Origin of the sequence: Virgibacillus sp. M23, assembly GCF_034190895.1 — a bacterium.
Lineage (GTDB): Bacteria > Bacillota > Bacilli > Bacillales > Amphibacillaceae > Virgibacillus > Virgibacillus salarius.
Window position 1 is genome coordinate 1 of the sequence record NZ_JAWDHA010000028.1, and the last position, 15,366, is coordinate 15,366.

The 15,366-nt window shown below is 34.7% G+C and carries 13 protein-coding genes and 2 pseudogenes; 3 read left to right on the plus strand and 12 right to left on the minus strand.

Going from position 1 to position 15,366, the window contains the following annotated elements:
* Positions 1 to 353: 353 nt before the first annotated feature.
* Positions 354 to 1,784: an IS4 family transposase gene (locus RVS70_RS12090; protein WP_321133453.1), complete on the minus strand. Its 1,431-nt coding sequence runs from the start codon at positions 1,782 to 1,784 to the stop codon at positions 354 to 356.
* Between the two features lie 112 nt (positions 1,785 to 1,896).
* On the opposite strand from RVS70_RS12090, the pseudogene RVS70_RS12095 reads away from it, so the two are divergent.
* Positions 1,897 to 2,216 (plus strand): annotated as a pseudogene (locus RVS70_RS12095) (transposase); the annotation flags it as partial.
* 186 nt (positions 2,217 to 2,402) lie between these two features.
* Entirely contained in the window at positions 2,403 to 2,810 is a 408-nt protein-coding gene (locus RVS70_RS12100) for a hypothetical protein (protein WP_026679663.1), read from the plus strand.
* Positions 2,811 to 3,204: 394 nt separating this feature from the next.
* Here the strand turns inward: RVS70_RS12100 and RVS70_RS12105 are convergent, their stop codons facing one another.
* The 6 genes and pseudogenes from RVS70_RS12105 to RVS70_RS12130 form a co-directional block, all read right to left on the minus strand.
* Positions 3,205 to 3,573 (minus strand): hypothetical protein, encoded by a 369-nt coding sequence (locus tag RVS70_RS12105; RefSeq protein ID WP_026679665.1) that lies wholly within the window; start codon positions 3,571 to 3,573, stop codon positions 3,205 to 3,207.
* A 90-nt stretch (positions 3,574 to 3,663) separates the two neighbouring features.
* Positions 3,664 to 3,936: a hypothetical protein gene (locus RVS70_RS12110; RefSeq protein ID WP_026679666.1), complete on the minus strand. Its 273-nt coding sequence runs from the start codon at positions 3,934 to 3,936 to the stop codon at positions 3,664 to 3,666.
* 176 nt (positions 3,937 to 4,112) lie between these two features.
* A complete protein-coding gene (locus RVS70_RS12115; RefSeq protein ID WP_121603872.1) occupies positions 4,113 to 4,697 on the minus strand; it encodes a GNAT family N-acetyltransferase in 585 nt (194 codons plus the stop codon).
* Positions 4,698 to 5,351: 654 nt separating this feature from the next.
* A complete protein-coding gene (locus RVS70_RS12120; RefSeq protein WP_321133458.1) occupies positions 5,352 to 5,714 on the minus strand; it encodes a hypothetical protein in 363 nt (120 codons plus the stop codon).
* A gap of 281 nt (positions 5,715 to 5,995) precedes the next feature.
* On the minus strand, positions 5,996 to 6,766 hold the full coding sequence (locus RVS70_RS12125) for a hypothetical protein (RefSeq protein WP_200862536.1): 771 nt from the start codon (positions 6,764 to 6,766) through the stop codon (positions 5,996 to 5,998).
* 566 nt (positions 6,767 to 7,332) lie between these two features.
* Positions 7,333 to 7,617 (minus strand): annotated as a pseudogene (locus RVS70_RS12130) (HIT family hydrolase).
* Positions 7,618 to 7,962: 345 nt separating this feature from the next.
* Between RVS70_RS12130 and RVS70_RS12135 the strand changes: the two are divergent.
* Positions 7,963 to 8,415, plus strand: coding sequence for a DUF3888 domain-containing protein (locus RVS70_RS12135; protein ID WP_026680039.1), 453 nt, complete (start codon positions 7,963 to 7,965; stop codon positions 8,413 to 8,415).
* 118 nt (positions 8,416 to 8,533) lie between these two features.
* Here RVS70_RS12135 and RVS70_RS12140 read toward each other — a convergent pair whose 3' ends face one another.
* The 5 genes from RVS70_RS12140 to RVS70_RS12160 all read right to left on the minus strand — a co-directional run bounded on the left by RVS70_RS12140 (position 8,534) and on the right by RVS70_RS12160 (position 15,355).
* The gene (locus RVS70_RS12140) at positions 8,534 to 9,052 is read right to left on the minus strand and encodes a phosphoribosylanthranilate isomerase (protein ID WP_414617178.1); all 519 of its coding nucleotides are present in this window, start codon (positions 9,050 to 9,052) and stop codon (positions 8,534 to 8,536) included.
* A gap of 249 nt (positions 9,053 to 9,301) precedes the next feature.
* Positions 9,302 to 10,507, minus strand: coding sequence for an MFS transporter (locus tag RVS70_RS12145; RefSeq protein ID WP_321133494.1), 1,206 nt, complete (start codon positions 10,505 to 10,507; stop codon positions 9,302 to 9,304).
* A gap of 515 nt (positions 10,508 to 11,022) precedes the next feature.
* A complete protein-coding gene (locus tag RVS70_RS12150) occupies positions 11,023 to 11,232 on the minus strand; it encodes a hypothetical protein (RefSeq protein ID WP_026680037.1) in 210 nt (69 codons plus the stop codon).
* A gap of 146 nt (positions 11,233 to 11,378) precedes the next feature.
* Entirely contained in the window at positions 11,379 to 12,737 is a 1,359-nt protein-coding gene (locus tag RVS70_RS12155; protein WP_321133462.1) for an alpha-L-fucosidase, read from the minus strand.
* 359 nt (positions 12,738 to 13,096) lie between these two features.
* Positions 13,097 to 15,355: a helix-turn-helix domain-containing protein gene (locus RVS70_RS12160; RefSeq protein ID WP_321133464.1), complete on the minus strand. Its 2,259-nt coding sequence runs from the start codon at positions 15,353 to 15,355 to the stop codon at positions 13,097 to 13,099.
* Positions 15,356 to 15,366 lie beyond the last annotated feature (11 nt).

Below are 15,366 nucleotides of genomic sequence, written 5' to 3' on the forward strand. Positions count from 1 at the left end.
CCATGTTTCTTCTTAAATGCTTCCCAATGTTGATGTTTATCAAAAAAGATTCGTTTCAAGATGTTTTTTTCCATATACTTAAAATACCACAGTAAGAAACACTCTGGTATAGCCAAATTTTTATACTTTCTTATCTTTAAATAAAAGCCGATATTTCCTTAGCGTAGGAAAATTCGGCCTTTTTCATGTCGAAAATTGCTTAGCGTATGTTTTGCGCTTTTTGTTGGTAGGACCCCATGCCCATCAAGCTAGCATTCATGAATGGGTAAAATAGAGCCGTTTTGCAAAGTAATGTCTATGCTACTGAAAAAAAAGCATACCAAATAAGCCTGATACAAGCTATTTTTTAAAAATTACGCTGCTTTCTTTTGGCACGTGGTATACTGATAGACAACACCCAATATATCAAAGACTGTTTTTTTCTCGTATCGGTGAGACTTTCGCCCGTTTTTCTGTAGGATGGCAAATAGGCGAAACAGGACCTTTGATAGCTCTTGGGTGCCTTTTTGTATCGATTGAAACAGTAATACAAAATAATCTTTAATGATATAAATGGCTTTATATTCGCTAAGTTCTTGTTTTTTCTTGGTGAGAAGTAGCTGCCGCATTTGAAACATGGTGGAAGAACAAAGGAGGATAGCGATGAGTTGACCATAGAGATGACATTCTAAACGCTCTTTTTTGATTTCTTTACAATGATCGATTTCAAAGAAGGATTTCCATGACTTAAACAGTATTTCAATTTGCCAACGTAAAGAGTAAAGATCGTGAATGTGTTCCGTTGGAACAACTTCGGGTGATGCATTGGTTATGTATACATTTATCGCACTCAATCGTTTACTCCGTTCCTTCATAACAATCCCTTTCTTTTTCTCCTTTACCGCATGATTTTCCAATCGTGTTCGGGTTTGCTCTTCCGTAAGTCGGTGGATAATGACTCTAGTCGGCAGCTTTTGATTTTTCCCAATATAAACATCTGAGATTTCATGGGTTTGTCCTTGCTTTAATTGATGCATGATCTCTTCCATATCTAATTGAATATATTCGGTTTGTTTTTTGAGTGTTCCATTTTTGAAGTATTCAGGATTAGGGTTCTTTAGATAAACCCGAGTGTTTAATTTTAAACGAGAGATATAAGAAGCGCCCTTCTCGTCCATCTGATGGAGGTCATTGAGGTCAAAATATCCTAAATCACGTATACATAAGTCACCTGTTTGTACCGTCTGTAAGCATGTGGAACCGTAGGTTCGATCATTTTCTTTACCTGGACCCGAATGAACATGGAGGAATTGGCCACTGAGAAGATCATATTCCAGTTGAATTTTCACGCCAGCCGTATGGCTACTTCCTCCAGATCCTTGATAGGTTTTAGCAAAAACATCTGGCAATTGAAAGGTCGTAGAATCCAAGATTCGTATACTTCGAAACTGTGAAACGTAACGATGAGAAAAAAAACTAGAAGTAGACAACTTCTTAGTAAGCAAGGTAGCGAAAACATGTCGTAAGAGCTCGACAGCCGTAGGATTAAATCGTTGATTAAGTCCTTCAGGACTCATTAAAACTCCCGTTGAAGATTCTAAACAACTACATAGCTGTGCTAGGGAAGTGCTCGCTACTTTTTGGCTTAACCACACGCATAGCGCTATTAAATCTTTGGCCTGGTACTTACTCGTCCTTTGAACAAAACCGACTTCTTTGGCCAGCTGTTGGAGAACTTTTGGAGACAAGGATCGTTGTAGTTCCTGTGAAAAGAGAGTCAGTTCATCTGAAATTTCACGACTCATAAAAAAACACCATCCTTTCCCATATATTACTGAAAGGATAGCGCTTTTTCCGTTTGGGGGGTAGTCATTTGAATTAACTTGATGGGCATGGGGTAGGACCCCAAGAATAGTTTATTTAATAGACGTTGAAAAATGTAAGGTCTGTCCATTCCGAGAAGGATGTTTTAAAGAAGGCTCAAAAACTAAAACCTGTTCTTTTGCTATTAAATTAAAGGAACATTTTGACCAACAAGCTTTTCAAGAAACAGAAGAATTTAAACGCTCAGCTCGAGAACGCTATAAAATCGAAGCAAAAAATAGTGAGTAAAAAATAAACACGGGTACGATCAAGTATCGGCTGCAGGTTCATTTGGTATGCAAATTCAGGGCACAACGACGATATTCGCTGTCAATCTAAAAAGAATCTTAAAGCTTCTGAATGAAAAAGAATAATAAAGAAACAAAAATAAGGCGTTTTCTGTTCAAATTAAACAAAAAGCGCCTTATTTTTCTCTGTAATGAGTTTATTTATAAAAAACACAAGCTTTTCAATGCCCTCATACAATATCGAACTCTTGCCCAGCACTGGGTATTGCAGGCCTATGCGTTCTTTTTATTAGGGTAACTCATGGGACTTCTATGGTAAAAGAGCAGAAAGATATTTCTTTTATCAAACAACTGAAAGAAGGATTTGTGTATACTTGGGAAAAACCATTGTTGCGAGCATTATTTACTATTACAGTTATTACAAATCTATTTATATCAGGTCCACTAATGATGGGGCTGCCCATTTTTGTTGAAGGTGTGTTGAAGGGAAATTCCTTAGACTATAGCTTCGTTCAAGGGGGATTTACCTTCGGGATGATTGCTGACTCGATTATTATTAGTATCATTAATATAAATAGAAACAGAGGAGCATATGCTTTATATTTAATTGCTCTTCAAGGGCTGGGAATGCTTCTATTCAGTCAGGTACAAATCATTGAGATTGCCATTCCAGTCATCATTTTAATTGGTATGCTTAACCCCGCAATAATATTCCGTTAATTTCTATGGTTCAAACATATACAGATAGAAATAAGATAGGAAGAGTAATGGGCTTAATTCGTACAGGGTCTTTAGGGCTTATTCCCCTTTCCTATGCAATTACCTCATTTTTACTAGGTATAGGCATCAAGATTAACATAATAATGGCATGGAGTTCCCTACCATTACTGGTTAGTGTTGTGATATTATTTGTAAGATTTCCTATTATAAGAAAAGCAGACGGATAAGCCTAGTGTAGTGGTTGCATCAATTTAATTAATTTTTGTTTTTTACAAGTGTATAAGCCAAAATTTTGGTTTAAATAAAAAAATATTTTGGCTTATTAAATTTTTCGGAAAAGCGGACCAGAAAGCAAACGTGAGTGATTTCCTATTATGGAAGTGTGCCCGTTTGTCTAAGAGTAAATTATTGTGTACCATCTCGTGTAATATTGATAAGCAATGCTTTGAGTTGTATTCCCTTTTTCAAATTTCAGAGCATTACCAATCTCATCTCTTCCTACAAAACGCCACCCCTCCTTTTCCATCATTTTAATGTATGGCTCCATTTCTCCTCGTTTTACCAAATATCCGTAAATCCCGCCTATCTCTTCTGCTCCTTTTATTTCGGCAATTTCTCTATCTTGAAAAATCATTTTTGACATAGCTAATGCCATCGGAACTGGGTTTCCTTCTTGGAAAATTACATCCTTTTTTAAGGTTAAAAATATAGCTAAAATACTTATTACTCCCATTGTAATTATAAAAGTTTTAGATTTTAACACTCTTTCCATTCAATTACACCCATTTCTCAATTAAGATTCCAGCATACAATTTCGTTAAAGCACCCGTTACTTGAATAATTATATTCAAGTTTATTTTTCTTTTATAAAATAAAACCCTTCTCCATTTTTTTGCGGTACAAATCCTGATAAAGCTGATGAATTCTCTACACTATTTTGTTCTTCTGCGGTTATGACTGTTTTAATGTCCTTACCTTCACGTGCTTCTTGTTCCTCTACTGTTACAACTTTAATTTTATCTCCATCACTAACATCAACTTGCCCTTTTGCTAATACATCTGTAAATCCAGTTGATAGTACAAGAACTCCTATAAAACCAAAAATCAAACCCGATTTCCTTTTCATAAAATCTCCCTCCGTTTTTTAACAAATTATTTTTACATTAATGCTACGTTAACCTAATTACAATTATTTCAAGTCTCTGTTATTTTCACAAGATGTGTTGTTTAATTATCTGGCCGAATTCTAGCACAACTTTGTTCCGTTATTGCGCCCGATTGCTAAAGATCGGTCTCAGATTATTATAGAAACTGACCATCTGGAAAATCAAGATTAATAGTAGTATGACGCAAGATCGATTCATAAGCCTTGGCTTTTTCAGAAAACAGACGCATCAGAACAACAACGTCTAAGGTTTCGCTAGATAAAGCCCCCTCACCTCGGCTACCAATGAGCACCACATCTGGTACAACAAGCCAAGCACCGGCACGATTATAGAAAGAAGCTAAAGATGGTTTACACGTGAATATGCCAAAATCTATGTCTCTTTGTTTTTCAATCCATTGAGTAGCGGCAGCGACTGTACGTAAACCTAACCCTTGACCATGATACTTGGGATGAGTAGCCACACAACTAAGTCCAGCAATATTGAATGTTTGTCCATCGTGCTTGATAGTCTTATGCACTACACCTGCATAGCTGACCAACTTCCCATCTATGTAGGAATAAACTGAGCGTGCATTAAGTTCTTTATCGTGAGCTTTCGGAATCGTTGCTCCCGGCATCGGACAAGCATCTGGCCAAACCTGATGTAGCATTACGGCAATCTCACTTTGTAATGTATCAGGTGCTTGATTATAATAGATTGATTGGACGATAGTTGTCATTGATTTATTCCCCCACCTTCTACTATGTAATGTTACGCATTGTGTTTATTTACCTTCAATACAATCATTTTCCCTAAAGTATTATAATTCTACTTTAACTTTATTCATTCTTAATACTCACAGTCCTAAAACTCGTTACCCATAATTTAACACAATTAATTTTTTAACTATCGCATCTCAGTAGGTCTTCTTCAATTATCTGGCCTAATTCTTGAACACTACTTATTAAACAACTGCGCCCAATAGTTGAAGATGATTTAAATTTTATGAACTACCTTCTCACGAAGAATATATGGAATAATGGATTCACTATTTATAAAATTTTTTTCTTCAGTTACTGCAAAGACTCCCTCTAGTCCACTCTCTTCAAAATCATTTCTTCCCTCCTTTTTATCTTTCTATAAATTAACTAGACACCAATAACCTATTTTCCCGCTTGTTAAATTCAAAGTATTCAATGCTCCACACATAAATTGTATCAAATTTTTTCCAAGTCGCCATCCATCTTTTTCTTGGTTACGTCAAAAGAAAATCCTGCAAGCATAAAAATACCGGCACGATAACGTACCGGCTACACCACTTAATTGAACAAAGTTAATAATTAGGGCTCATTCATTTTATTCCACAATTGCGCCCGATAGTTGAATAACCCAACTACCATCTTTCTTTTATTTCTTTTATTACAACTTCTGGATTATCCCAATGTAACATATGAGAAACATTAGGAACTAACTTTACAGTTGCTCCTGTTTTTTGTTCTAATATGCCTGAAGTTAAATCCCTGTACGCATCTTGTGACTTAGGAAGGGTTGCATGGAGTAATAAGATATTTAAGTTATTAGGGAGGTTTTCATAAATATCCTCCGTTTCATCTTTGTGCATACCTCTAATAATGTTACCAGCCGTTTTTCCCCTTGCGTGCCAATAATACCTTCCATCCTTAACAAGGGCTAAATCCTTCGCCGCAGTCATTAATAGTGGTGTTCTTCTGGAGTCACCAAAGACAGCCACATCCAAAAACTTTTCCCAAGTCTCTACATACTCTTCAAAATCCTTTTTGTAATACTCAATCTCTTCTTCTATTATAGTAAGAAGAGAATAACCTTCAATTATTTTATCTGATTGGTACTTTTCCTACGCTTCCGACAACAACATGTTTTCACACTCCCATACTATGAATCAATTAATTTGATTTCAGTATGGTCTTATTACTCAACCTTTATTTAACAATCGAAATGTATTAGTATAAAGATAAGGCGCTTATCCTTATGCGGTATAATCGCCATTTAATGGCATAACTAATATTTCAATTTAGCCATAGCCTTGTAAATTTCCAATGCCTCAATAAGGAATTGCTTATTATATCCTGTTTTAAGTTTTATTTTTTCTGACCATTCATCTACTGTATTTAGCGATTGTTCATTAATTAACCCTTCACTGGTACTTAGAAAACTCTTCCAATCATAAAATTCCCAGTGAGCAATATCATTTTTGTAGGGTGTTCTACACTCCAAAAGGGGTTTTGGTTTAATTAAATTCTGCGAGTATTCGGCGGCCTTAAAAAAGTCGTCCTTATTAATTGGTTCCGGATCATAAAATTGTCGTGATACTTTTCCATTTGGTCTATGATATGTTACTTCAATCATGTTTCCTACAGATTTCACTTGAATTTGCGCAGCAGGAAAAAATCCATCCAATTTTTCATATGTAAAGTCTTCACTCATAGAATCTATCAAAATTGGATTTAACCATTGATCGCCTAAATCACAGAGAAAACGGTTACCATTTTCATCTAATGCCACTATTGCAACATGTGCATCAATTGTATTTAAATCATGACCAATTGGGAATGCTTTCACACCATTTTTTTCAAATTCATCAAGTAACCAGATTGCAAGGTCATAACAATTTCCTGTAATACCATATTGGCTTTTATGCTCTTTCATTAGGGAGACATCTCTTTGTCTCCCATTACTTGCTTTATCATAAAACCATGCTTTCGTTAATGTATCCATTGGAAACCCATCGAATTTTCTCCAACAAGATAATATGCTATCCGGCGCTAACATAATCCCCCTCCTAATCCCTTTTCTATTCAGCATTTACGATTATTCAATTAAATGGCTCTAATCCGTAATAAGGGCGCTGGTTCTTGTTCTGGAATTGCGCCCGTTTGATAAAGATTGTATTTATGGAATAGTTTTAACTATCAATTGAGAACTAAATAATAAAGACAAAAGAAGATAAGTACTAGAACGCTTATCGATTTTTTGTTTGCCTTAATAAAAGGTAAATAAGAGAAATACAAAACATGAATGTAAAAGTATTTAACCAATCTAAACTATCATTAGTTAGGTATTTAAACAGCATGACAGCGAAATAAAATATAACGAACAGACATGCATATGTAACCAGAAAATTTGCTTTATCTTTTTTTGGGACATGAATTCCACCTCTTGATTAGTAATCCTCCACAAAATGGCATTTAAAATGTAAAGTTAAGAGCAGGCTCTTATTCAAGAATGGCGCCCGTTTGCTTAATAAATTAATGTTAAATTAGTTATCATCGACTTCAATTAGGTAAACCTTTTCCTTAAAGCCACCCCGTTCAACAAATTTCTTTTTTCTTGCTCTTCTATGTCTTTAAATCTCCTATGTTAGTAATAACTCTGCAGGCTCCGCCTTCTTCTGTAACCATAGTCGCAACCTTTTTAATTACCCCCAGTAGTTCAAGTAATAATCCATTATCACTTTCTTCTAATGTAATTAGAAAAGGTATGTGTTTTTTAGCAATTGCAACAATATGTATTGGGTAAAAAGATTTTGTATGATAATAGGTTAATACATTTTCTATCTAAAACACCTTATTTACTTGGGTTTTACCACTTAATACTTCATCACAATAAAAATCCTTAGTCATAATAACCTAACTTCCTATACTGCTGTTCATTTAACTTTTCTAACTCCTTCTTTGACAATTCTACCCTTTAACTTAATATTAATATCTCAAAATTCCATAATTTACACAATAAGTTTTTCCTGAATATGTGCCTTTTCATGCAAAAAGGCACATATCCTTGCTCCGGAAATGCGCCCTTTTATGGAAGATAGCTTTAAAACAATTATGCTGCACATATATTCTAGAAAAACTTGCTCCTATTTATGAAAAATTGGTTAAACTTTTCTTTGAAACACCGTTTTTACCATCTTTTAGAGAATAGTATTACTTCATTTTGAAAATAATAACCTCAAGGAGGCTACCAATATGAAGAAATGCCTATTCATAATTGTATTATCTGCTTTTTTATTAATGGGTTACAATTCCGTTCAAGCTGAAAATTCACACAAGCACGATTCAAAAGGAATGGAACAGGTTTTTGACCATTTTATGTTAGAACAATTCAACAACAAGATTCACAATGCTTTGGGAAATTATTACAAACGGGATTCTATACATTTCCAATTTGATTGGTGGGCGAAAAACTATGATGTAGTTGAAATGCAACAAAGCGAAAAAGGACGAGAGTTAAGTCATCCATATTTAATAAAATTTACTGTAAAAACGTACTCTGAAGACGGTAAGCACTTGGGAACTGATGCGATAACTTTTGGTGTGACACCTGTCTATAAGAATATGTTAAAAGATAATAATCTAATCACGATGCAAGTTGAACAATTAAACTTGGAACACCAAAAACCTACAACTCCAAGGAAATAATTAAAGGCACCAAAATTGGTGCTTTTTTCAATATATGAGAATTATTCTTCCTAACTCAACAATCTGGCCCAATTCTTGAACACTACTTATTAAACAACTGCGCCTAATGAAATAGCAGTTATGCTTTTGTTTTTAGATACTCTATTTTATGAATATCTTTATAATTATTTTTATCTGCTCGATAACTGTCTTTAGATGAAGCTTCATGTACACGTAAATATTGTTTCAGTGTTAATAAGTAAAATTTTGCGCCTGCCTTTTGATGTGTTTCTATACCCTCTAATAATACTCCTGCGAAAGATGGTAAAGTATCAATGATGCCAAACTCGACTGATAACCCACTTTTTAAAAATTCATGTTCATGTAAATCTACTAAACAATATCCAAGAGAATCCATAAGCCGTACAATACGATCCCAATCAAAAATAGCTTTTTCAGCAGGTACTTCCCAACCTCTTTTATCACCAGGTACATGAATATCTAAATCCTGAGCATCCCAGCTCTTTTCTGTAACAACTTCTAAACCAACTGACCCCATTAACAATGGTATAATTTGAATCTCATTTAATTTTCTTGTTATTCTTAAAAACTCATGAAATTTATGACTTTCCATTTCTCCTCCTATGTTATTTAACATTACCATATCTCTTTTTCATTAACCCGCTCCTATAAAATACGACTGATTTTTCAGGTAGTGGTTCTTCAATATCTGGCTCGATTCAAAAGGACGCACTATTCGATTAGCGCACCCATTTGTGGAAAGGTAAATAATGTTTTAATATTTTCATCGAGGATGAAAGTCATAATATTTTTAACCGTATGTCCTTCCACCATTTAGTGAAAATGTGGGTTCGCCAAAAGTACCGAACCCACATTTTAAAGAATTTTATTCGACTATATTTTGAACAAACAAATGATTATTCCTATACACGATCAAAGCAACAATAGCAAGCAATAATCCCGAAATAAGGAAAACAATCCTGACTCCGAGCAAGTCAGCTAATATCCCCATAACAAGGGATGCCACTCCGAATACACCTGTTGCAACGGCTCCCAAGGATGTGTAAACAGTGGAGAGCTTTATCTTTGGAATACTGGTTTGGATTACTGTTTGCTGTGGAATACCCTTTATTTGTCCAAATAATCCAATTCCAAATGACAGTAATAAAGCGATGGTTGGATTACTGGTTATACTGAACAATATGGTTATCAAAAAGCTAAACAAGGAACCAATAAAGATTACCTTGCCCATCTTCCTTTCCAGAACGGAAGAATTTTTTATACAATAGATACTTCCAACTATTAACCCTAAAAAGAAAGAACCATTAATAAAACCCCACCATTTTTCACCTACAAGTAATGCTTCACTAACAAACACATACAAGATGGCAGCAATCCAAACAGTTCCTGCGATGGTTTCCAATACTTCCATTAATGCTATTTTTCGTAACACAGGAGTATGAAATAAAGTGTTCCAACCCTTTTTAATTTGGTCTAATTTGCTTTCCTGTTCCACTGTTTGTTGTTCAACATTTGCCAAGAAACACAACATGATACTTGATATTGCAAATAAGAAACCAACGACCCAAACGATCTGTTGTGAATTCATCATTACTAAGAATAAACTACCCACAAACCACATAGTAGCCTGAATGAATTGCGTTACCGTTTCAGCTATTCCATTCGCTCGTACTAACTCATCCGGCTCCACATAATGTGGTATCAATGTTTGTCTAATCGGATTGGCACATCCGTCAAGAAATGCGATGACAGCGATATTGATAAACACCAGATAATAGTTCGATTCAGATATTCCAATTAACAAAAGTCCTAATACAACTATTAAGAATGTTTTTCCCAATTGTGAACCAGCCAGTAACCACTTCAAGTTCACTTTCCCAATCAATAGAGGTGTTAAAAGACTGGATACAAACATAGATGACGTAATTGTAAACGGGACAAAAGATGCCGCAGTTGCGGACCCAGTTAAAGCAAAGATCGCACTAATAATACTTACCATATAGAGAACATCACCAATATTCGCAAGTGACTGCCCCGTTAATAATAAAGGAAAATTTTTATTCAATTTTATATCCCCCAATTTAGAATAAATTTCGTATCTAAAACGGGGATTCTCAAATTGGACTGTCCATGATGTAACTCCTTTATATTTAACAGATAAACCTTGGGGGATTTAGATTTATCAAAATGTATTTTAATGATCTAAAGATTGTATGAAATTTATATTATCAAATAATGCCGAATTGAACGAATGATTAATTAGAATAAATTCCATTCTAAGTATAACGGAATCTGGATTACAAATCCATACACCTTTTTAAAACAGCAGTCTTTACAAACTTCAACAATGTGATGAGATTTTCGAATAGCATGCCTGGCGTTTTTCAAACGACTTTATTGTAAATTAGACAACATTATCGTTATATAACATCACCACTGACATTTAGGAATTTACAAAGTAATGCCGAAGAAGATATTATAACTCTACACAGCATCTTCCAGAACTTAAACTAACAAAAAATTAAAAAAGACACCATATAAGTGTCTCTGAACCTTTAAGGTAGTTGCTTTTACTTTATTGCACGTTTATTTAACTTCTACATCAAATATAAAGGAAGCCTCTCCGTTTTCCCATTTTGCTTTCACTTCATAAATATATATCCCTCCTTCTTCTGGAACATTAATTTTATTATCTTTTAAAGCGACTTCTTTTGCTTCTTCATCTTCGTTCCATTCAAAGACAGCTACAGATGGGTTTTCTTTAATCATAATTTCTTTCTTATCGACAGTTAACACTCTATCTTCTTCAATGGATTCTACGAATTTATCTCAAGGCATTACTTGTTCTAATGAGAAATAAGGATCAAGTAGAAATAGATTTAACTGTAAAAAAACAGATCCCGTAGCATAACGTATGAAATCATACCTTATGCTACGGGATCTTACGTTAATCGAAACACATCTACTATACTATCCTTCTTGATAGGTAGTTTGATAACAATTCCTTTGTCATTCTGCACGAAATCAAGCTGGGATGCACGGCCTAAGTGTTCTATACGTTGTACATGCTTGTTATAGGGCAGGATAATCTCTTTTTCATGTCCGTTATCTTCATGCTTATCTAACCAAAAGCAATAAGTGGTTTCTCCTTTTTTTGTAAAAGCGAATTCGCGTGTATAATAAGGGTCACACATTCTAGTACCATAGATTGCTTCTCCATGGATATCTAACCATTCTCCAAGTTCCTCCATTCGTTTAATGGCTCCCTTAGGAAGCCGTCCATCTGGCTGTGGAGCAACATTTAACGCTAAGTTACCTCCCTTGGCAACTACTTCAATCAGTGTATAAATAATCTCCTTCGTGGATTTATACGTATCCTCATATTTAAAAGAGAAAGAAGTACCCATCGTAATACAGCTTTCCCAAGGTACATGTATGGGATTATCTGGAATGGTCTGTTCTGGAGTGATATAATTCTCAAACTTTCCTCCCATCATTCGATCGGCCGTTAACAGCCAAGGCTGAATTTTTCTTGCCTTTTCTATGACTTCATCGAGCCGAATATCCTGATTTTCATGACCAACCCATCCAGCATCTAGCCAGAGGATATCGATGTCCCCATATTTCGTCATTAATTCCATAATTTGATTGTGGTTAAATTGAACATATTTATCCCATAGCCAAGGATATTCTTTTGGGTTATATGTTGGTCCACGCCAGCTTTTACTCCCTTGCTCCATTCCCGGAGCCCAATAATAGGGAGTATGCCAATCTGCTTTTGAATAATAAGCCGCAATCCCTAATCCATTTTTACGAAATGCTTGGAATACATGCTTACAAATATCCGCATATTTATGAGTATGAAAAGGGCAATCGTCTGCCGTAATACGATAATCCGTTTCTCTTGTGTCCCACATACTAAAGCCATCATGATGTTTCGTTGTAAAAATTACATATTTAAATCCTGCTTTCTTTGCTATATCTGCCCATACATGTGGCTGAAAACGAATTGGATTAAAGGTCCTGTTTAGGTCCATGTATTGGCGCTTTAATTCCTGACTATTCGCCTCCCAATCTATTCCTTCTCTAGACCATTCTGCATCCTCATCGCTTAATGCCCACGATTCTACAACGCCTAGTTGTGAATAAGGACCCCAATGCATCATTAATGCCAGCTTCTGATCCTTAAACCATTCTAGTCGCTCTATTAGTTGTGATTCACTTGGCTCCACCCAGTTTTTTTCTGCACTATATCTATGAACTCCTTCTGCCATCATCTGATCAGTAGATTCTTGAGTCATCGCTTTTTCCCCCCTTCAACATGCTAGATTGTTAATTATCTTCAGTTTGCTTAGCTTAATAAATAGAATCAATATGTTCTTATCTTATAATTGTAATCATTCTGCTATCCAGACGTATATAAAGCATCGTTAGCCATCCACTATGTACAGTTTTTTTACAGTATGTGATTTTTGATATGCTTAACAATAGCTAATTACAGGCATTAAGTGAAACTTCCATCAGTGGGGGGCTTACTGCAAGCTATATGTAGGATAAAACTACTCCGAACTACGATCCGGATAAAACTTTACTCGGATTATAATTCGGAGCTTCCTTATTTGCATGTCTGTTTGCCTCTCATAGATGGAGACACTCAAACTCATCTATTCAATTTACGATATTGCCCTGGAGTAACACCTATAATTTTTTTAAATTTACGAGTGAAATTGGCAACATCCTTATAGCCAACCTGCACAACGATATCTTTAATTGGCTGTTGCGTCTCTTTTAGCTGTTTTTTAACATTCTCCATTCGCAGTTCCTGTACGTATTGCGTAAAGGTAACCCCTGTCTGCTCTTTTATAAACCTACTAAGATAAGAAACAGAGAGTTTAAATTTTAGGGCAATACTTTCCAAGGACAGCTCATAGTGTTGATAGTTTTCCTGAATATACGCTAAAATATCATTGCGAAGCTGGTCATTATGACTTTCCTTTTTGCCTTTTACTTCTTGGCAAATGTCTAAGACCAATGTTTCCAATCTTGTATGTAACTGCTCAATGGAATAAAAGTCTACTATCCGATTAAAATCTTGAATATTATTACTCAAACCCGTTTCCGAGATCGTTTTAACGATTGTATTGATTATGTCAAAGCAAATACATTTTAAAACTTGAATGGAATAATCATTATGATCTAACTTGGAAAAAATGTGACGCAATGTTTCAATTGCTACAACCTTATCACCCTGTTTTATACTTTGAATAAGCTTTATCTGCTCTTCCTTTGGATAACCAAGAGACTGCTCTGGCTCTAGACTAATATCCTCAAAATAAATAATACTGCCTGGAGGATTTATGAATTTATATTCAATCGTTGCAAGCGCCTCAATGTAGGATCGATTTATTTGTATTTTCTCCGTATAAAGACCTCCTACTCCAATCGTAGGCTCTATCAACGAGAATTCCTTGATAAACTGTCGAATTTCTAGTACTAATTGCTTTCGTAATTCGCTAGGCTGCTTTGCGCTTTCTTCTATACTGATAATCACCGCCATTGCATCATTATATAAAAGATCTATTCCATGAGCATTAGCATTTTCAAATGACATATCAGACAATTTATTAAATAAATTCTCACGTTCTAACATATTAGCTTCATGAAACATTCCTTTATCGAAATAAATAATTCCAACAAAATAGGTACCACCCTTCAGGTCTATTTGTAATGCCTTGGAAAGAGTCTCTATTTCTTCTTTAGTCGGAATATCGCCTTTTAACAGCTTTACAAAAAACTGATCCCTTGCAAATGGCTTTTGCATATACATTGCCTCATTTAAGGTTTGATGATCCTCAAATACATTTGTAATGGTTTGTCTTATCGTTTCTAGTTCATTACCTCCTTCCATTTCTTGCGTATTATTTTTTCCTTTTCTCGTAATTTCAACGATATTTCGAATCGGTTTGTATTGATTGTTACCAAGTAAAATTGCCAATATAAAACCTATAATAAATATAATAACTAATAATATAAAAACGATTAAACTAGTATTTCCCAACCGCTTAAAAAATTGATTGCTATCCATTACGGTAATGAATTTCCAATTACTCATATCGGATTTAACAGACACCATCGAATAGTCTTTACCATCTATCGTTACATTGTTAATTCCGCTTCTACTTGAAGAAGCATAATCAACTTTCTTTATATTTATAGAATCATCATTAATACTGGAGGCAATAATTTGATTGTCTTCATTAATAATATATGCATTCCCCTCAAAATCACCAAGGATATTTTGAATAAGATCTGTCATTTTTCTTTCTTTTATAAAATACATGACTGTACCATAGGGACTTGGATTCCCAGGAGAAATAGGAAATAAATAAGCAATCATATTCTCATGTTCATCCTCGTTAATTACAACATGATCGATTGGCTTAATAAACGGAATTGTAGAATGTAAATCATTTAGTAAATCTTGCTTTTTCCATTCATTAAAACGGTACTTATTATTCAGTAAAGCATCGATGGAATAGGAGCCATGCGTTGAATATATTGTTTCTGCATTATGGTAATAAATAAACAATTCCTCAATGATGGAACTATTCGCTTTATATTTGTTTAATTCATCAATAGCCTCTCCACCATAATAATTATGGCTAAACATATATGGCGTCAATCTTGGATCATATGAAATTCTCGCTGCTAATGTTTCTAACTCCTTCATTCGCTCATTGGTTATGTTTTCAACCTGCTCCAATTTATTAATATTGGATTGTTCTATTTCCTTTCGTAGGCTGGAAACCGAGTTATAATAAATTATCATGCTCATAAGAAGAAAAGGTACAAGAAATATAAATAAATAAGAAATAATATATTTATATAACAGTCTAGGCTTTTTCCAATATCTCCACATAATCTCCCCCC